General features: G+C 61.7%; 22 protein-coding genes. 11 read left to right on the top strand and 11 right to left on the bottom strand.

The features are described from left to right. Window positions 1-34: 34 nt before the first annotated feature. The 10 genes from N430_RS13960 to N430_RS13915 form a co-directional block, all read right to left on the bottom strand. Window positions 35-307, bottom strand: coding sequence for an HPr family phosphocarrier protein (locus N430_RS13960; RefSeq protein ID WP_103445568.1), 273 nt, complete (start codon window positions 305-307; stop codon window positions 35-37). Window positions 308-327: 20 nt separating this feature from the next. After that, on the bottom strand, window positions 328-1,182 hold the full coding sequence (gene rapZ, locus N430_RS13955; protein WP_110637472.1) for an RNase adapter RapZ: 855 nt from the start codon (window positions 1,180-1,182) through the stop codon (window positions 328-330). A 2-nt stretch (window positions 1,183-1,184) separates the two neighbouring features. Continuing rightward, window positions 1,185-1,649, bottom strand: coding sequence for a PTS IIA-like nitrogen regulatory protein PtsN (ptsN, locus tag N430_RS13950; protein WP_110637471.1), 465 nt, complete (start codon window positions 1,647-1,649; stop codon window positions 1,185-1,187). 12 nt (window positions 1,650-1,661) lie between these two features. Further along, window positions 1,662-1,970 carry a ribosome hibernation-promoting factor, HPF/YfiA family gene (gene hpf, locus N430_RS13945; RefSeq protein WP_003255135.1) on the bottom strand — a complete coding sequence of 103 codons (309 nt, stop codon included), beginning with the start codon at window positions 1,968-1,970 and terminating at the stop codon, window positions 1,662-1,664. 78 nt (window positions 1,971-2,048) lie between these two features. Continuing rightward, a complete protein-coding gene (locus tag N430_RS13940; RefSeq protein ID WP_110637470.1) occupies window positions 2,049-3,542 on the bottom strand; it encodes an RNA polymerase factor sigma-54 in 1,494 nt (497 codons plus the stop codon). 176 nt (window positions 3,543-3,718) lie between these two features. Beyond that, on the bottom strand, window positions 3,719-4,444 hold the full coding sequence (gene lptB / locus N430_RS13935; protein ID WP_110637469.1) for an LPS export ABC transporter ATP-binding protein: 726 nt from the start codon (window positions 4,442-4,444) through the stop codon (window positions 3,719-3,721). Then, window positions 4,445-4,969 (bottom strand): lipopolysaccharide transport periplasmic protein LptA, encoded by a 525-nt coding sequence (gene lptA / locus N430_RS13930; RefSeq protein ID WP_079229603.1) that lies wholly within the window; start codon window positions 4,967-4,969, stop codon window positions 4,445-4,447. It abuts the gene before it with no gap. Then, window positions 4,956-5,528: an LPS export ABC transporter periplasmic protein LptC gene (gene lptC, locus N430_RS13925; RefSeq protein ID WP_110637468.1), complete on the bottom strand. Its 573-nt coding sequence runs from the start codon at window positions 5,526-5,528 to the stop codon at window positions 4,956-4,958. The genes lptA and lptC overlap by 14 nt, the downstream gene beginning before the upstream one ends. A gap of 8 nt (window positions 5,529-5,536) precedes the next feature. After that, entirely contained in the window at window positions 5,537-6,061 is a 525-nt protein-coding gene (locus N430_RS13920; RefSeq protein ID WP_110637467.1) for an HAD family hydrolase, read from the bottom strand. Between the two features lie 14 nt (window positions 6,062-6,075). Beyond that, window positions 6,076-7,050: an SIS domain-containing protein gene (locus N430_RS13915; protein WP_110637466.1), complete on the bottom strand. Its 975-nt coding sequence runs from the start codon at window positions 7,048-7,050 to the stop codon at window positions 6,076-6,078. 247 nt (window positions 7,051-7,297) lie between these two features. Between N430_RS13915 and N430_RS13910 the strand changes: the two genes are divergently transcribed. The 10 genes from N430_RS13910 to hisC all read left to right on the top strand — a co-directional run bounded on the left by N430_RS13910 (window position 7,298) and on the right by hisC (window position 15,225). After that, window positions 7,298-8,107, top strand: a complete 810-nt coding sequence (locus N430_RS13910; protein WP_043213285.1) for an ATP-binding cassette domain-containing protein — start codon at window positions 7,298-7,300, stop codon at window positions 8,105-8,107. Next, window positions 8,107-8,904 carry a lipid asymmetry maintenance ABC transporter permease subunit MlaE gene (mlaE, locus tag N430_RS13905; protein WP_110637465.1) on the top strand — a complete coding sequence of 266 codons (798 nt, stop codon included), beginning with the start codon at window positions 8,107-8,109 and terminating at the stop codon, window positions 8,902-8,904. Before N430_RS13910 ends, mlaE begins: the two co-directional genes overlap by 1 nt. Then, complete coding sequence (gene mlaD / locus N430_RS13900) at window positions 8,904-9,389, top strand: outer membrane lipid asymmetry maintenance protein MlaD (RefSeq protein ID WP_110637464.1); 486 nt, start codon at window positions 8,904-8,906, stop codon at window positions 9,387-9,389. The genes mlaE and mlaD overlap by 1 nt, the downstream gene beginning before the upstream one ends. Window positions 9,390-9,398: 9 nt before the next feature. Continuing rightward, a complete protein-coding gene (locus N430_RS13895) occupies window positions 9,399-10,046 on the top strand; it encodes a phospholipid-binding protein MlaC (RefSeq protein ID WP_110637463.1) in 648 nt (215 codons plus the stop codon). Beyond that, window positions 10,043-10,345: a lipid asymmetry maintenance protein MlaB gene (locus N430_RS13890; protein ID WP_110637462.1), complete on the top strand. Its 303-nt coding sequence runs from the start codon at window positions 10,043-10,045 to the stop codon at window positions 10,343-10,345. The genes N430_RS13895 and N430_RS13890 overlap by 4 nt, the downstream gene beginning before the upstream one ends. Window positions 10,346-10,463: 118 nt before the next feature. Continuing rightward, window positions 10,464-10,703, top strand: coding sequence for a BolA family protein (locus N430_RS13885; RefSeq protein ID WP_003255121.1), 240 nt, complete (start codon window positions 10,464-10,466; stop codon window positions 10,701-10,703). A gap of 23 nt (window positions 10,704-10,726) precedes the next feature. Continuing rightward, the gene (murA, locus tag N430_RS13880; protein ID WP_110637461.1) at window positions 10,727-11,992 is read left to right on the top strand and encodes a UDP-N-acetylglucosamine 1-carboxyvinyltransferase; all 1,266 of its coding nucleotides are present in this window, start codon (window positions 10,727-10,729) and stop codon (window positions 11,990-11,992) included. Between the two features lie 93 nt (window positions 11,993-12,085). After that, window positions 12,086-12,721 carry an ATP phosphoribosyltransferase gene (hisG, locus tag N430_RS13875; protein ID WP_110637460.1) on the top strand — a complete coding sequence of 212 codons (636 nt, stop codon included), beginning with the start codon at window positions 12,086-12,088 and terminating at the stop codon, window positions 12,719-12,721. Window positions 12,722-12,847: 126 nt separating this feature from the next. Beyond that, complete coding sequence (hisD, locus tag N430_RS13870) at window positions 12,848-14,173, top strand: histidinol dehydrogenase (protein ID WP_110637458.1); 1,326 nt, start codon at window positions 12,848-12,850, stop codon at window positions 14,171-14,173. A 2-nt stretch (window positions 14,174-14,175) separates the two neighbouring features. Further along, window positions 14,176-15,225 carry a histidinol-phosphate transaminase gene (gene hisC, locus N430_RS13865; protein WP_110637456.1) on the top strand — a complete coding sequence of 350 codons (1,050 nt, stop codon included), beginning with the start codon at window positions 14,176-14,178 and terminating at the stop codon, window positions 15,223-15,225. On the opposite strand, the gene N430_RS13860 is transcribed toward hisC, so the two are convergent. After that, window positions 15,226-16,488 (bottom strand): alkaline phosphatase family protein, encoded by a 1,263-nt coding sequence (locus N430_RS13860; RefSeq protein WP_371922776.1) that lies wholly within the window; start codon window positions 16,486-16,488, stop codon window positions 15,226-15,228. A 138-nt stretch (window positions 16,489-16,626) separates the two neighbouring features. On the opposite strand from N430_RS13860, the gene N430_RS13855 reads away from it, so the two are divergent. Further along, window positions 16,627-17,277, top strand: coding sequence for a FadR/GntR family transcriptional regulator (locus tag N430_RS13855; RefSeq protein ID WP_110637454.1), 651 nt, complete (start codon window positions 16,627-16,629; stop codon window positions 17,275-17,277). Window positions 17,278-17,286: the final 9 nt, after the last annotated feature.

Below are 17,286 nucleotides of genomic sequence, written 5' to 3'. Positions count from 1 at the left end.
GGCGCGCGCCGGCAGGTACCGCGCCGTCTAGGGATTACTCGCCTTCGTCGAAGTAGTTGTTGATCAGCGCCACCAGCGCTTCCAGGGCGTCGGTGTCCTGCTCGCCCTCGGTCAGCAGGTGCACCTGGGTGCCTTTGCCTGCCGCCAGCATCATCACCGCCATGATGCTCTTGCCGTCCACCATCTTGTCTGGCGCGCGGCCGACGCGGACCTGACAGGGGTATTTGCCGGCCACGCCGACGAACTTGGCTGCCGCCCGGGCATGCAGGCCCAGCTTGTTGATGATGGTGATTTCGCGGGCGGGCATCGTGCGGTGGATCCTGTGGGCTAGAGGTCGCGGTGGCGAACCTGGACGTTTTTCAGGGATTGCTGCAACAGCTGGCCGAGGCGTTCGGTGATGTAGACCGAGCGGTGGTGGCCACCTGTGCAGCCAATGGCGATGGTGACATAGGCGCGGTTGCTGGCGGCAAAGCGTGGCAGCCATTTGAGCAGGTAACTGGAAATGTCGTTGAACATTTCTTCGACGTCCGGCTGTGCGGCGAGGTAGTCGATGACTGGCTGCTCCAGGCCGGAATGTTCGCGCAGTTCCGGTTTCCAGTACGGGTTGGGCAGGCAGCGTACGTCGAACACCAGGTCAGCATCGACCGGCATCCCGCGCTTGAAACCGAACGATTCGACCAGGAAGGCGGTGCCGGGCTCGGGCTGGTTGAGCAGGCGCAGTTTGATCGTATCGCGTAGCTGGTAGAGGTTGAGGCTGGTGGTGTCGATCTTCAGGTCGGCAAGGTCGGCAATCGGCCCCAACAGCTCGCTTTCAACCCGGATCGCTTCGGCCAGCGAGCGGTCGGCATTGGTCAGCGGGTGGCGACGGCGGGTTTCCGAGAAACGCTTGAGCAGCGTGTCTTCGTCGGCATCAAGATAAAGCACATCACACTGGATGTGGCGTGCACGGGCTTCCTCGAGCAGTTCGGGGAAGCGTGACAGATGGCTCGGCAAGTTGCGTGCATCAATACTGACCGCGACCCGTGGCTGCAACAGCTCGGTGTTAATCAGCGCGTTCTCTGCCAGCTGTGGCAGCAGCCCGGCCGGCAGATTGTCAATGACATAGAAACCGTTGTCTTCCAGGACATCGAGGGCGGTGCTCTTGCCGGAGCCGGACCGGCCGCTGACGATGATCAGGCGCATGTTCAGTGCTCGTTCTGTGCGTTCAGGACAACCTGGTACAGGGCCTCGCTGCTACCGGCGGCACGCAGCCGATCACGGACCTCCTTGCGATCAAGCATGCTGGCGATCTGGCGCAGCAGTTCAAGATGGGCATCGGTGGCCGCCTCGGGCACCAGCAGGACGAACAGCAGATCCACCGGTGCGCCATCGATGGCGTCGTAGTCGATCGGCGCGTCCAGGTGCAATAGTGCACTTACTGGGGCAGCGCAGCCTTCAAGTCGGCAGTGGGGAATGGCAATGCCATTGCCAAAGCCGGTCGAGCCCAGTTTTTCGCGAGCGATGAGCTTTTCGAAGACGTCTTGCATCGCAAGCTCGGGTACTTGCTCGGCAATCAGGTTGGCGACCTTTTCCAGGGCGCGCTTCTTGCTGCCGCCCGGCACGTTCACCAGGGAACGGCCGGGGGTCAGGATGGTTTCAAGTCGGATCATGGATGAGAGGGATCAGCGGGCGGCTGCACCTTGCAGCAGGCTTTGCTGTTTTTCCTTGTGTTTTTTCAGTTGGCGGTCGAGCTTGTCGGCCAAGGCGTCGATCGCTGCATACATGTCTTCGTGTTCGGCGTTGGCAACCACTTCACCGCCGGGAATCTGCAGGGTCGCCTCGACCTTCTGCTGCAGCTTCTCGACTTTCATGATGACCTGCACGTTGGTGATCTTGTCGAAGTGACTCTCCACGCGAGCGAGCTTTTCAAGCACATAATCGCGCAGTGGCTGGGTGACTTCGACATGCTGTCCACTGATATTGACTTGCATACAGCTTCTCCTTTGTTGCCCGTGCATAAAGAGGCAGGTCTTGCACCTGCCCCACAAACGCTGTGGCACATCCGGGGGCTACATCAGTCGCTTGCGCTCGCTCGACGGTGCGATGCCGAGGGACTCGCGGTACTTGGCGACGGTGCGACGGGCTACCTGGATGCCTTGTGCCTCCAGTAAACCAGCGATCTTGCTGTCACTCAATGGCTTTTTCTGATTTTCCGCGGCAACCAGTTTCTTGATGATCGCGCGGATCGCCGTAGACGAGCATTCTCCGCCTTCGGCGGTGCTGACGTGGCTGGAGAAAAAGTATTTCAGTTCGTAGATGCCACGCGGGGTGTGCATGTATTTCTGCGTGGTCACCCGCGAAATGGTCGACTCATGCATGCCTACGGCTTCGGCGATGTCATGCAGGACCAGCGGCTTCATCGCTTCGTCGCCGTGGTCAAGGAATCCACGCTGGTGCTCGACGATCTGTGTGGCGACCTTCATCAGCGTTTCGTTGCGGCTTTGCAGGCTCTTGATGAACCAGCGCGCCTCTTGCAACTGGTTGCGCATGAAGGTGTTGTCGGCACTGGTATCGGCGCGGCGGACGAAACCGGCGTACTGCGGGTTGACCCGCAGGCGCGGGATCGCCTCCTGATTCAGCTCGACCAGCCAGCGGTCGCTGTCCTTGCGCACGATCACGTCGGGCACCACGTATTCCGGTTCGCTCGACTCGATCTGCGAACCGGGCCGCGGGTTGAGGCTCTGCACCAGCTCGATCACCTGGCGCAGTTCGTCTTCCTTGAGCTTCATGCGGCGCATCAGCTGGCTATAGTCGCGGCTGCCGAGCAGGTCGATGAAGTCGCTGACCAGGCGCTGGGCGTCGCTCATCCACGGCGTGCTGGCGGGCAGCTGGCGCAATTGCAGCAGCAGGCACTCGCCCAGGGTGCGGGCGCCGACGCCAGCCGGCTCGAACTGCTGGATGCGATGCAGCACCGCCTCGACCTCGTCGAGTTCGATGTCCAGCTCCGGGTCAAAGCCTGCGCAGATTTCTTCGAGGGTATCTTCCAGGTAGCCCTGGCCGTTGATGCTGTCGATCAGGGTGACGGCGATCAGGCGGTCGGTATCGGACATCGGTGCCAGGTTCAGCTGCCACAGCAGGTGGCTCTGCAGGCTCTCGCCGGCAGATGTACGGGTGGTGAAGTCCCACTCGTCGTCATCGTTGCTCGGCAAGCTGCTGGCGCTGGTCTGGTAGATGTCTTCCCAGGCGGTGTCGACCGGAAGCTCGTTAGGGATTCGCTCGTTCCACTCACCATCTTCCAGGGTCTCGGCACTGGTGGTGCTTTCCTGGAAGCTGTTGTCCTGGACTTCGGCGGCCGGCTTGTTCTCGGCGTTGTCCGCCATCGGGTCGCTGTTGTCGAAGTCGTCGCCGTCTTCCTGGCGTTCGAGCATCGGATTGGACTCCAGCGCTTCCTGGATTTCCTGCTGGAGGTCCAGGGTGGAGAGCTGAAGTAGGCGGATGGCCTGTTGCAACTGCGGGGTCATCGTCAGTTGCTGGCCCATTTTTAGGACGAGCGATGGTTTCATGGCTGGGGCTTAATACCTTGTTCGCCGGCGCGCATGCGCCATCCACTACACGAGGGCGCCAAAGCGCCAAATTCAAGCAAGTTTTATGCCTCAAATTGTAGCGTTTGCCTAGAGCGCTGTAACAACTTAAGCCCCTGCAGGGCATAAATGCCAGTGCTCCAGGCAGGGCCCGAAGGTCAGAGCCGGAACTCGTGACCCAGGTAGACTTCCTTGACCAGCTCGTTGGCCAGGATGGTCTCGGCGTCTCCTTCGGCGATCAGTCGACCGTCGTTGACGATGTAGGCGGTCTCGCAGATATCCAGGGTTTCGCGGACGTTGTGGTCGGTGATCAGTACACCGATACCCTTGGCCTTGAGGTGGTGGATGATCTGCTTGATGTCGCCTACGGAAATCGGGTCGACACCGGCAAAAGGTTCGTCCAGCAGGATGAACTTCGGCGCGGTGGCCAGGGCGCGGGCGATTTCGACACGCCGGCGTTCACCACCGGAAAGGCTCATGCCGAGGTTGTCGCGGATGTGGCTGATGTGGAACTCCTGCAGCAGGCTTTCCAGCTCTTTGCGCCGGCCTTCACGATCGATGTCCTTGCGGGTCTCGAGAATGGCCATGATGTTGTCGGCCACCGACAGCTTGCGGAAGATCGAAGCTTCCTGCGGCAGATAGCCGATACCGGCGCGGGCGCGGCCGTGCATGGGCTGGTGACTGACATCGAGGTTGTCGATCAGTACGCGCCCCTGGTCGGCCTGGACCAGCCCCACGATCATGTAGAAGCAGGTGGTCTTGCCGGCGCCGTTGGGGCCGAGCAGGCCGACAATCTGCCCGCTGTCGATCGACAGGCTGACATCGCGCACGACTTGCCGCCCCTTGTAGCTCTTGGCCAGGTGCTGGGCTTTGAGGGTTGCCATTTACTCGGCCTTCTTCTTCGGCTGGATCACCATGTCGATGCGCTGACGTGGTTGAGTCACGTTGCCACCACGACCGGCGGTCGCAACCTGGGTCTTGGTGTTGTAGATGATCTTCTCGCCTTCGGTGGTGTTGCCTTCATTCTCGACCTTGGCGCGGTCGGTAAGGATTACCGTGTCTTTTTGCGCCTGGTACTGGATGGTCACCGCCCAGCCTTTCATCTTGTCGGGCTTGGCCGTGCTCTGCTGCTGCTCGAAGTAGGCCAGGTTACCCACCGAGGTCACCACGTCGATGTCGCCATTGGCGGCACGGGTCATGGTCACGGTGTTGCCTTTGATCATCATCGAGCCCTGGGTGATGATGACATCGCCGGTATAGGTGGCCACGCCTTGCTTGTCGTCCAGGTGCGCGTTGTCGGCCTGGATGCGGATAGGCTGGTCACGGTCGGTCGGCAGGGCGAAGGCGCTCGCGCTTCCCAGTGCTGCGCTCAGGCTGAGCAAAAGGGGGAGGGTTTTAACGAGCCTCATACTGTCCTCTTACGTTAGAGAGCAAGTCCATCTTGCCTTCTTTCAAATACGCTTTCATTCCTTTGCCCGTAGTTGTGCCACCGGCGCCGTCGATTCTAACGGCTTGCTCGGTCTGCGCATATTGCTTCTGCGGGAATACGGTCATGCGGGAGCTGGTAACGATAAGTTCACGCTGCTTTTCGTCGATGCGTTGTACGCGGACATTGTCGATCAGCTCGACCTCGGTGCCGTCCGGGTTGACCTCGGCACGTTCGCTCTGCACGTGCCAAGGGTACTCGGTGCCCCGGTACATGTGCAGGTCGGGCGTGGTCAGCAGGGTGACTTCGCTGGCCCTGAGGTGCTCGACCTTGTCGGCCGTCATTTCGTATTGCAGCTTGCCGTCGGGCATGAACTGCACGCTGTGCGCGTTGATCGCGTAATAGTCGATCGCGCTTTCGTCAACCTGGGCCACCGGCTTTTCGAGGAAGCTTTCGGGGCTGACATTCCAGTAGCCGATTGCCACCAGCAGGGCGGCAATCACCGCGAGCAGCGCAATATTGCGGGCTTTCTTGCTGAACATGGGCAGCCTTAAAGGTAGTTGGCGTTGGCAGCGTCCAGGGTGCCCTGGGCGTGCATGATCAATTCGCAGAACTCGCGTGCAGCCCCTTCGCCACCGCGTGCCTGGGTTACGCCGTGGGCGTGCTGGCGAACGAACGGCGCGGCGTTGGACACCGCCATGCCCAAGCCTACGCGGCGGATCACCGGCAGGTCGGGCAGGTCGTCGCCCAGATAGGCGACCTGTTCATAGCTTAGGCCCAGTTCGGCGAGCAGGCCGTCGAGCACGACCAATTTGTCTTCGCGGCCCTGGTAAAGGTGGGGGATGCCGAGGTTTTTAGCCCGGCGCTCCACTACTGGGGTCTTGCGTCCGCTGATGATCGCCGTGGTTACGCCCGAGGCCATGAGCATCTTGATGCCCTGGCCATCAAGGGTATTGAAGGTCTTGAATTCGCTGCCGTCTTCAAGGAAGTACAGGCGGCCATCGGTCAGCACGCCATCGACGTCGAAAACGGCGAGCTTGATCGCCTTGCCGCGTTGCATGAGATCTTCGGTCATCGGTTCGTTCTCTTTTACATCACGCCAGCGCGCAGCAGGTCGTGCATGTTCAGGGCGCCGGTCGGGCGGTCGTCCTTGTCCACGACCACCAGGGCGCTGATCTTGTGGTCTTCCATGATCTTCAGGGCCTCGGCGGCAAGCATCTCGGCACGAGCAGTCTTGCCATGCACAGTCATCACCTGATCAATCAGTGTGGTGTGCACGTCGATGTTGCGGTCCAGGCTGCGGCGCAGGTCGCCGTCAGTGAAGATCCCGGCCAGCTTGCCATCGGCACCCACGATCACGGTCATGCCCAAACCTTTGCGGGACATCTCGAGGAGCGCGTCCTTGAGCAGTGTACCCAGCTGTACCTGGGGCAGTTCGTCACCGGCGTGCATGACATTCTCGACTTTGAGCAGCAGGCGGCGGCCCAAGGCACCGCCAGGGTGCGAGAAGGCGAAGTCCTCGGCGGTGAAGCCGCGGGCTTCGAGCAGGGCGATGGCCAGCGCGTCACCCAGCACCAGTGCCGCAGTGGTGGAGGAGGTCGGGGCGAGGTTCAGCGGGCAGGCTTCCTGAGCGACGCTGGCGTCGAGATTGACCTCGGCGGCCTGGGCCAGGGGCGAGTCCGGGTTGCCGGTCAGGCTGATCATCTGGATACCCAGGCGCTTGATCAAAGGCAGCAGGGTCACAATCTCGGCGGTGCTGCCCGAGTTGGACAGGGCCAGTATGACGTCGTCGCGGGTGATCATGCCCATGTCGCCATGGCTGGCTTCGGCCGGATGCACGAAGAACGCTGGCGTGCCGGTGCTGGCCAGGGTGGCGGCGATCTTGTTGCCGATATGCCCCGATTTGCCCATGCCGACCACCACGACCCGGCCCTTGCTCGCCAGGATCAGCTCGCAGGCCTTGACGAAATTGGCGTCGATGCGGGCCACCAGGCCTTCTACGGCCTCGAGTTCCAGGCGCAGGGTGCGCTGGGCGGAGTGGATCAGCTCGCTGGATTGGCTCATGTCGAAAAGCAATGCCTGATTAAAAGGCGGCGATTATAGCCGCAATACAAGAAAGCCTCATCATTTCGATTGCCCTGTGAAATGTCATGAAAGCCTGTCGTTGGCCTGAACGACCTGTTCCATACCCTTGGGGGCGTGCGGTCAGCAGTGCTATAGTTCGCCGCTATTCGGCCTGCCAAGGGTGCGTGTGTCTTCACGATGAAGGCCAGCGTCCATTAGTGCGAGGCTGCACTAGCAAGGAGTCTAGATGAGTGTGGATAGCGCCTACGCGGTCGAGTTGAAGGGAGTCACCTTCAAGCGCGGTTCGCGCAGCATTTTCAGCAACGTCGACATCCGTATCCCGCGTGGCAAGGTCACCGGGATCATGGGGCCGTCGGGTTGCGGCAAGACCACGCTGTTGCGCCTGATGGGCGCGCAGCTACGGCCGTCGAGCGGTGAAGTGTGGGTGGCCGGGCAGAACCTGCCGAGCCTTTCGCGCAGCGACCTGTTCGACGCACGCAAGCAGATGGGCGTACTGTTCCAGAGCGGTGCGCTGTTCACCGATCTCGACGTGTTCGAGAACGTCGCTTTTCCTTTGCGCGTGCATACCCAGCTTTCGGACGAAATGATCCGTGACATCGTGTTGATGAAACTGCAGGCAGTTGGCCTGCGGGGTGCCATCGACCTGATGCCTGACGAACTGTCCGGCGGCATGAAGCGCCGGGTGGCGCTGGCCCGGGCGATTGCCCTGGACCCGCAGATCCTGATGTACGACGAACCGTTCGTCGGCCAGGACCCGATTGCCATGGGTGTGCTCGTACGGTTGATCCGTCTGCTCAACGATGCCTTGGGCATCACCAGTATCGTGGTTTCCCACGATCTGGCCGAAACCGCCAGTATTGCCGATTACATCTATGTGGTCGGTGATGGCCAGGTGCTGGGCCAGGGTACGCCCGACGAATTGATGGGCTCGGACAATCCGCGCATTCGCCAGTTCATGAAAGGCGACCCGGACGGCCCGGTGCCATTCCACTTTCCTGCGCCTGACTACCGCGCCGATCTGCTGGGGGCGCGGTGATGCGCAAAAAATCCTTACTCGAACGTATTCGCCTGCTCGGGCGCTCGGCGATCGACGTGCTGGCCGTGCTCGGGCGTTCGTGCCTGTTCCTGTTCCATGCGCTGATCGGCCGTGGCGGCATTGGCGGCGGCTTCCAGCTGCTGACCAAGCAGCTTTACTCGGTGGGTGTGCTGTCGCTGGCGATCATTGTCGTTTCCGGCGTGTTCATCGGCATGGTGCTGGCCCTGCAGGGCTACAGCATCCTGACCAAGTACGGATCCGAACAGGCGGTCGGGCAAATGGTTGCCCTGACCCTGCTGCGTGAGCTCGGTCCGGTGGTCACCGCGTTGCTGTTCGCCGGCCGCGCAGGTTCTGCACTGACTGCCGAAATCGGCAACATGAAGTCCACCGAGCAGCTGTCGAGCCTGGAAATGATCGGCGTCGACCCGCTCAAGTACATCGTTGCGCCACGCCTGTGGGCCGGTTTCATCTCGCTGCCGCTGCTTGCGCTGATCTTCAGCGTGGTCGGCATCTGGGGTGGTTCGTGGGTCGCAGTCGACTGGCTGGGCGTTTACGAAGGCTCGTTCTGGGGCAACATGCAGAACAGCGTTTCCTTTACCGACGACGTGCTCAACGGGCTGATCAAGAGCCTGGTGTTCGCCTTCGTCACGACCTGGATTGCCGTATTCCAGGGGTATGACTGCGAACCCACCTCAGAGGGGATCAGCCGTGCCACCACCAAGACCGTGGTCTATGCCTCGTTGGCAGTACTGGGTCTGGACTTTATTTTGACCGCCTTGATGTTTGGAGATTTCTGATGCAAAACCGCACCCTGGAAATCGGTGTCGGCCTGTTCCTCCTGGCCGGGATCCTGGCACTGCTGCTGCTGGCCCTGCGTGTCAGCGGGCTGTCGGCCAGCCCGAGCAGCGATACCTATAAAGTTTATGCGTACTTCGACAATATCGCCGGTTTGACGGTCAGAGCTAAAGTGACCATGGCCGGTGTAACGATCGGCAAGGTCACCGCCATCGATCTGGACCGTGATTCCTACACCGGTCGGGTGACGCTGCAGCTGGACAAGTCGGTCAACAACCTGCCGACCGACTCTACTGCTTCGATCCTGACCGCCGGCTTGCTTGGCGAGAAGTACATCGGTATCAGCGTGGGCGGTGAAGAAGACGTGCTCAAGGATGGCTCGACCATCCATGACACACAGTCGGCGCTGGTGCTGGAAGATCTGATTGGCAAGTTCCTGCTCAACTCCGTTGGCAAGGAACCCAAAGAAGCGCAACCGGCTAATTAAGGAGTTTCCATGATTTCGATCCTGCGACGTGGCCTGCTGGTGCTGCTGGCGGCCTTCCCCCTGTTCGCCATGGCTGCACAGTCGCCGCACGACGTGGTTCAGAGCACCACCACTGCGCTGCTCAGCGACCTCAAGGCCAACAAGGAGCAATACAAGTCCAACCCGAATGCCTTCTACGATGCGCTCAATCGCATCCTTGGGCCGGTGGTGGACGCTGACGGCATTTCCAAGAGCATCATGACCGTCAAGTACTCGCGCAAGGCCACGCCCGAGCAGATGCAGCGCTTCCAGGAAAACTTCAAGCGCAGCCTGATGCAGTTCTATGGCAATGCGCTGCTGGAGTACAACAACCAGGGCATTACCGTCGATCCGGCCAAGGCCGATGACGGCAAGCGTGCCAGTGTCGGCATGAAGGTCACCGGCAACAATGGTGCCGTGTACCCGGTGCAGTACACGCTGGAAAACCTGGGCGGCGAGTGGAAGGTGCGTAACGTCATCGTCAACGGCATCAACGTTGGCAAGCTGTTCCGCGACCAGTTCGCCGATGCCATGCAGCGCAATGGCAACGACCTGGACAAGACCATCGACGGCTGGGCTGGCGAGGTGGCCAAGGCCAAGGAAGCCGCCGACAACTCGCCAGAGAAGACCGTCAAATGAGCGAGACCGCTGTAACCATGGCCGAGCCAGGCGTGCTATGCCTGGCCGGCGAACTTGATTACCGCAGCGGGCCGGCCCTGCGCAAGCAGGGCAACGCGCTGATTGGCGCCTGTCGTGAGTCGCGTCTGGTGCTGGACTGCTCGGCCGTGGCGCGCTCCACCAGTGTTGGCCTGTCGCTGCTGCTGGCGTTCATCCGTGACGCCCAGGCAGCCGGCAAGGCCGTCGAGGTGCGCGGCATGCCTGACGACATGCGGGAAATCGCCGGGGTCTACGACCTTGATGAGGTGCTGGCAAGCTGATGGCTTGGCAGTGATGAGAAGCCCCTCGGTCGCGCGCCCTTTCGTTGGGCTTCGCAGGCGAGGGGCTTTTTTGTATGATGGCCGACCCGTGCGCATCGGGCGCCGATTGAGGTTGAGCATGCAGGCCGTAGAAGTTAAGAGCTTCCTTGAAGAGAAATTGCCGGGATCCCGGGTCGAAGTTGAAGGCGAAGGCTGCAACTTCCAGTTGAACGTGATCAGCGACGAGTTGGCTGGCCTGAGCCCGGTCAAACGTCAGCAGGCGATCTATGCTCACCTGAATCCGTGGATCGCCAATGGCAGCATCCATGCGGTAACCATGAAATTTTTCAGCAGCGCAGCCTGGGCTGAGCGCACCTGAGCCAACTTGGCGGCGAGACACCAATGGACAAACTGATTATTACTGGCGGCGCTCGTCTCGACGGCGAGATCCGCATTTCCGGCGCGAAGAACGCGGCTCTGCCGATCCTGGCGGCGACCCTGCTGGCCGATGGCCCGGTCACCGTGGGCAACCTGCCGCACCTGCACGACATCACCACCATGATCGAGCTGTTCGGGCGCATGGGCATCGAGCCTGTGATCGACGAAAAGCTGGCGGTGGAAATCGACCCGCGCACCATCAAGACCCTGGTAGCCCCCTACGAGCTGGTCAAGACCATGCGCGCCTCGATCCTGGTGCTCGGCCCCATGGTCGCACGCTTCGGCAAGGCTGAAGTGGCCCTGCCAGGCGGCTGCGCCATCGGTTCGCGCCCGGTCGACCTGCACATCCGCGGCCTCGAGGCCATGGGTGCGAAGATCGAAGTCGAAGGCGGCTACATCAAGGCTGAGGCCCCTGAAGGCGGCCTGCGCGGTGCGCACTTCTTCTTCGACACCGTGAGCGTCACCGGTACCGAGAACATCATGATGGCCGCTGCCCTGGCCAAGGGCCGCAGCGTTCTGCAGAACGCCGCGCGCGAGCCTGAAGTGGTCGACCTGGCCAACTTCATCAACGCCATGGGCGGCAAGGTTCAGGGCGCCGGTACCGACACCATCACCATCGATGGCGTCGAGCGTCTGGACAGCGCCCACTACCGCGTCATGCCCGACCGTATCGAGACCGGCACCTACCTGGTCGCCGCTGCCGTGACCGGCGGTCGCGTCAAGGTCAAGGACACCGACCCGACCATCCTTGAAGCTGTGCTGGAGAAGCTGAAGGAAGCGGGCGCCGACCTGACCACCGGTGAAGACTGGATCGAGCTGGACATGCACGGCAAGCGGCCGAAAGCCGTCAACCTGCGCACCGCTCCGTACCCGGCGTTCCCGACCGACATGCAGGCGCAGTTCATCTCGCTGAACGCCATCGCCGAAGGCACTGGTGCAGTCATCGAGACGATCTTCGAAAACCGCTTCATGCACGTGTACGAAATGCACCGCATGGGCGCGCAGATCCAGGTCGAAGGCAACACCGCGATCGTCACTGGCGTGCCGGCACTCAAGGGTGCTCCGGTGATGGCCACCGACCTGCGTGCATCCGCCAGCCTGGTACTGTCGGCGCTGGTCGCCGAAGGCGATACCCTGATCGACCGCATCTACCACATCGACCGTGGTTACGAGTGCATCGAAGAAAAACTGCAGATGCTCGGCGCAAAAATCCGCCGCGTACCGGGCTAGTTGCCCGCTGGCACAAGGACGTGTCATTCGAATTGAATGCGGTCGGGCTGTAGCAGCCCGGCCGGCAGTAGCCGCTTAAGGACCGACGTTCCAATGTTGACCATCGCGCTTTCCAAAGGCCGTATTCTCGACGATACCCTGCCGTTGCTGGCCGAGGCCGGTATCGTGCCGACCGAGAACCCGGACAAGAGCCGCAAGCTGATCATCCCCACCACGCAGGACGACGTGCGCCTGCTGATCGTGCGTGCCACTGACGTGCCGACTTATGTCGAGCATGGTGCCGCCGACCTCGGTGTGGCTGGCAAGGACGTGCTGATGGAGTACGGCGGCCAGGGCCTGTATGAACCGCTGGACCTGCAGATTGCCAAGTGCAAGCTGATGACCGCCGGTGCGGTCGGTGCGCCCGAGCCCAAGGGCCGCCTGCGTGTCGCCACCAAGTTCGTCAACGTGGCCAAGCGTTACTACGCCGAGCAGGGCCGCCAGGTCGACATCATCAAGCTGTACGGCTCGATGGAACTGGCCCCGCTGATCAACCTCGCCGACAAGATCATTGACGTGGTCGACACCGGCAACACCCTGCGTGCCAACGGCCTCGAACCCCAGGAACTGATCGCCACGATCAGCTCGCGCCTGGTGGTCAACAAGGCCTCCATGAAGATGCAGCACGCCCGCATCCAGAGCCTGATCGACACGCTGCGCAAAGCAGTCGAGTCGCGACACCGCGATTGACCTCTGCGCGCGGCCTTCGCTGTCGCGCCCGTCTATCCGCGTCATAGCCATTTTTCTCGGGTGCCCGCGCGGATGGACTGGTAGCCTAGGGCGCCTGAGCATTCGCTAATAATCGAGGCCCTCGCCATGACCGTGTCCACTGCAATTGCCCGTCTCAACGCTGCTGATCCGGATTTCGCCCGACATCTGGATCATCTGCTGAGCTGGGAAAGTGTGTCCGATGACGCGGTCAACCAGCGCGTGCTCGACATCATCAAGGCCGTGCGCGAGCGCGGTGACGCCGCGCTGGTGGAATTCACCCAGCGCTTCGACGGTGTTGACGCCAAAAGCATCGATGACCTGATCCTCGGCCGTGAGCGCCTGGAACTGGCCCTGACCCGTATCACCGAAGCCCAGCGTGAAGCCCTGGAGAAAGCCGCCAACCGTGTGCGCCTGTACCACGAGCGGCAGAAGCAGGACTCGTGGCAGTACACTGAAGCCGACGGTACCGTGCTCGGCCAGAAGGTCACTCCGCTGGACCGTGCCGGCCTGTACGTGCCGGGCGGCAAGGCGTCGTACCCGTCGTCGGTGCTGATGAACGCCATTCCGGCCAAGGTCGCTGGCGTCACCGAGGTGGTGATGGTGGTACCGACCCCGCGTGGCGAGGTCAATGAACTGGTGCTGGCCGCAGCCTGCATCGCCGGTGTCGACCGGGTGTTCACCGTTGGTGGTGCCCAGGCCGTAGCCGCCCTGGCCTATGGCACTGAAAGCGTGCCACAGGTAGACAAGATCGTCGGCCCAGGCAACATCTACGTAGCCACCGCCAAGCGCCACGTGTTCGGCCAGGTCGGTATCGACATGATCGCCGGTCCGTCGGAAATCCTCGTGGTATGCGACGGCCAGACCGACCCGGACTGGATCGCCATGGACCTGTTCTCCCAGGCCGAGCACGACGAAGATGCCCAGGCCATCCTGGTCAGCCCGGATGCCGCTTTCCTCGACCGCGTTGCCGCCAGCATCGACAAGTTGCTGCCGACCATGGAGCGTGCCGAGATTATCGAGAAGTCAATCAACGGTCGTGGCGCGCTGATCCAGGTGCGCGACATGCAGCAGGCCATCGAAGTGGCCAACCGCATTGCCCCCGAACACCTGGAGCTGTCGGTCGCCGACCCGCAAGCCTGGCTGCCACAGATTCGCCACGCCGGTGCGATCTTCATGGGTCGCCACACCAGCGAAGCGCTGGGTGATTACTGCGCTGGCCCCAACCACGTGTTGCCGACCTCCGGTACCGCGCGTTTCTCGTCGCCGCTGGGGGTGTATGACTTCCAGAAGCGCTCGTCGATCATCTTCTGCTCCGAACAGGGCGCATCCGAGCTCGGCCACACCGCCTCGGTCCTGGCCCGTGGCGAGTCGCTGACCGCCCACGCCCGCAGTGCTGAATACCGTATCCTGACCCAAGACAAGGGGAACTGAGCATGAGTCGATTCTGGAGCCCCTTCGTCAAGGCGCTGGTGCCTTACGTGCCGGGTGAGCAGCCCAAGCTGGCCCGCCTGGTCAAGCTGAACACCAACGAGAACCCGTATGGCCCGTCGCCCAAGGCGCTGGAAGCCATGCGCGGCGAACTGAACGACAACCTGCGCCTGTATCCGGACCCGAACAGTGATCGGCTCAAGCAGGCGGTGGCCGAGTATTACGGTGTCACCACGGCCCAGGTTTTTGTCGGCAATGGCTCGGATGAAGTGCTTGCGCACATCTTCCACGGCCTGTTCCAGCACGATCGCGGGCCACTGCTGTTCCCGGATGTCAGCTACAGCTTCTATCCGGTCTACTGCGGCCTGTATGGCATTCCATTCGAGCAGGTGGCGCTGGACGAGCAGTTCCAGATCCGCATCTCCGACTACGCCAAGCCCAACGCCGGGATCATCTTCCCCAATCCCAACGCGCCAACCGGCTGCCTGCTGCCGCTGCAAGCAATCGAGCAGCTGCTGCAATCCAACCGCGATTCGGTGGTGGTGGTGGATGAAGCCTACATCGACTTTGGTGGCGAAACTGCCATCAGCCTGGTGGACCGCTACGACAACCTGCTGGTGACCCAGACCCTGTCCAAGTCGCGTTCGCTGGCCGGGCTGCGCGTCGGCCTGGCTGTCGGCCATCCGGACCTGATCGAGGCTCTGGAGCGGATCAAGAACAGCTTCAACTCCTATCCACTCGACCGCATGGCCATCGTCGGTGCGGCAGCGGCGTTCGAAGACCAAGCCTACTTCGAGGAAACCTGCCGCAAGGTGATCGACAGCCGTGAAACGCTGGTCGAGCAGCTGGTTGCAAAAGGCTTCGAAGTGCTGCCATCGGCGGCCAACTTCATCTTCGCCCGCCATCCGCAGCAGGACGCGGCCCAGTTGGCAGCACGCCTGCGCGAACAAGGCGTGATCGTGCGTCACTTCAAGCAGGAGCGGATCGCCCAGTTCCTGCGTATCACCATTGGCACGCCGGACATGAACCAGGCGTTGGTCGATGCGCTGAGCTGATCACGGCCATTTGCAGGAGCGAGTTAGCTCGTTCCTGCAGGTGATCCCGTGTGCATAGTTGCTGCTTTCCTCGATGACGAATGGCTTGCTGACTGGCCGGGTGCGCACCCCTACGGGTGTCTCATCCAGTTCGAGCACATAGTCGCTGGCCTGGCGCATGCCCTGCGGATCAGTCCATTGCTGCAGGTTGGCCTGCACGGTTGCGACCAACTGACCATTTCTGTGAATGGTCACGGTGCCTTGTGAATCGCTGTTCCACAGCAACTTGGCTTCGCCTTCAATGGCCCGTGCCTTGCGTACTCCGGTTGCACCCAGCAGCGGCGTGCCATCGAGCTTCCATTCCGGCAGCAGGTCGAGCCCCATGTGCCGGAGCACGGTCGGGGCCACCGATGTCTGCGCTGCATAGCCATACAAATTGTTGGGGCCCGGGTTGTCCTCTGGAGTGCTCGGTTGGTTCAACTCTTCGTTCAAAGGCTTGTTGCTGGCGATGAACACCGTCTTCTCCTGCTCGGTCACACCACCATGGCCTGAGCCCCAGTAATCACGACCGTGGTCGGTACAGACGATCACCAACCAGTCCTCCTGCGGGTGCTTGTAGGCACGCTGCTCGACTTTGTCCAACAGGCGCCCCAGCTTGTCGTCGGCTTCGCGCAGTGCGAACTGGTAGGCCGGGCCGAAGCCACTGGCGTGGCCGATTTCATCGGGCTCATCAAGCTGAATGAAGGTGAAGTCGGCAGGTGTGTTTTCGAGGATCTCCAGGGTTCGGGCGGTTACCTGCTCATCGCTCAGGCCGCTTTCGCGCACATTGTTGCCTTGCGCGTCTTCCAGCAGGAAGGCCGTGTTGATCGGTGACCAATTGACGATGCTGGCGAGATAGGCGTTCGGCAGGGCATCACGCAGTCGTTTGAACAAGCTGGGGAACTGCGGGTCGACCCGCAAGGATTCGGTATTGGAAATGACCCCGTGCTTGTTGGCCCATACCCCGGTGAGCAAAGTCATCCAGCCCGGCCCACTGATAGTCGCCTGTTCGCTGGCGCGGCCGCTGATGCCTCCGGCATAGGCCTTGCCGTAGATCAGGCGCTTTTGCAAGTTAGTATCGCCGCCCAGTTGCTCATAGTGCTGCAGTTGCACGCCGTCCATTCCGATGATGAGCGTCTTGGGCTGCATTGGCGGTTGTCTGGCGTCGCACCCTTTGAAGAGCAGGACCAGCAGCAGGCCGGTTGCAGTCAGGGCAATCAACCGCAATGTTTTGGATATGGGCATGAATGGGGCCTTGATGGAGTCGTGCCCAGCGTTGCAACAAGCCACTCAGCTGACAACTGGTAGAAATGCCAGTTGATTTGATGTCTGGAAGGCGTTCCATTAAGCTCCGAAAATTCATCGGATGATTGGTTGAGTGAAATGAGCAGCGAATTGACCAAGCGCTCTTTGGTCGAACTTGCGGTCGATCGCATGCGGGAGCGCATCCTGCAAGGGGACTGGCAAGTCGGGCAGCGCCTGCCGACCGAGCCGGAGCTGGCGCTGGAACTGGGCATCAGCCGCAATACCGTGCGCGAGGCCATGCGCGTGCTGGCATTCAGCGGCCTGGTGGAAATCCGCCAAGGGGACGGCAGCTACCTGCGCACCTGCCAGGATCCGCTGCAAGCTGTGCAGGCCATGTCGCGCTGCACCCTGGAGCAGGCCCGCGAGACACGGCACATCCTCGAGTCCGAGGCGATCGGCCTGGCGGCGTTGCGCCGTACCGACGAGGACCTGCAAGGCCTGCGCGCAGCATTGACAGGCAGTGCCGAGCATTTTCACGGCGATGTCGATGCCTATGTCAGTTGCGACCTGGTGTTTCACCAACGCCTGATCGACGCCGCGCACAACCCGGCACTGAGCGAGCTGTACCGCTACTTTTCCGGCGTGGTGGCAGCCGCGCTGCAACACAACATGGCGACCGTGCCACGCAGCCAGGCGACCTTCGACCTGCACGGGCAGATCCTCGACGCCATCGAACAACGCGATCCGGAGCGGGCCAAGGCCCTGAGCCGGACCCTCATCGAATCCTGAGACGAGAAG

The organism is Pseudomonas sp. CC120222-01a, from assembly GCF_003097235.1.
Lineage (GTDB): Bacteria > Pseudomonadota > Gammaproteobacteria > Pseudomonadales > Pseudomonadaceae > Aquipseudomonas.
The sequence above is the reverse complement of the archived record's forward strand: the minus strand, read 5'-3'. Positions and strand labels throughout refer to the sequence as shown.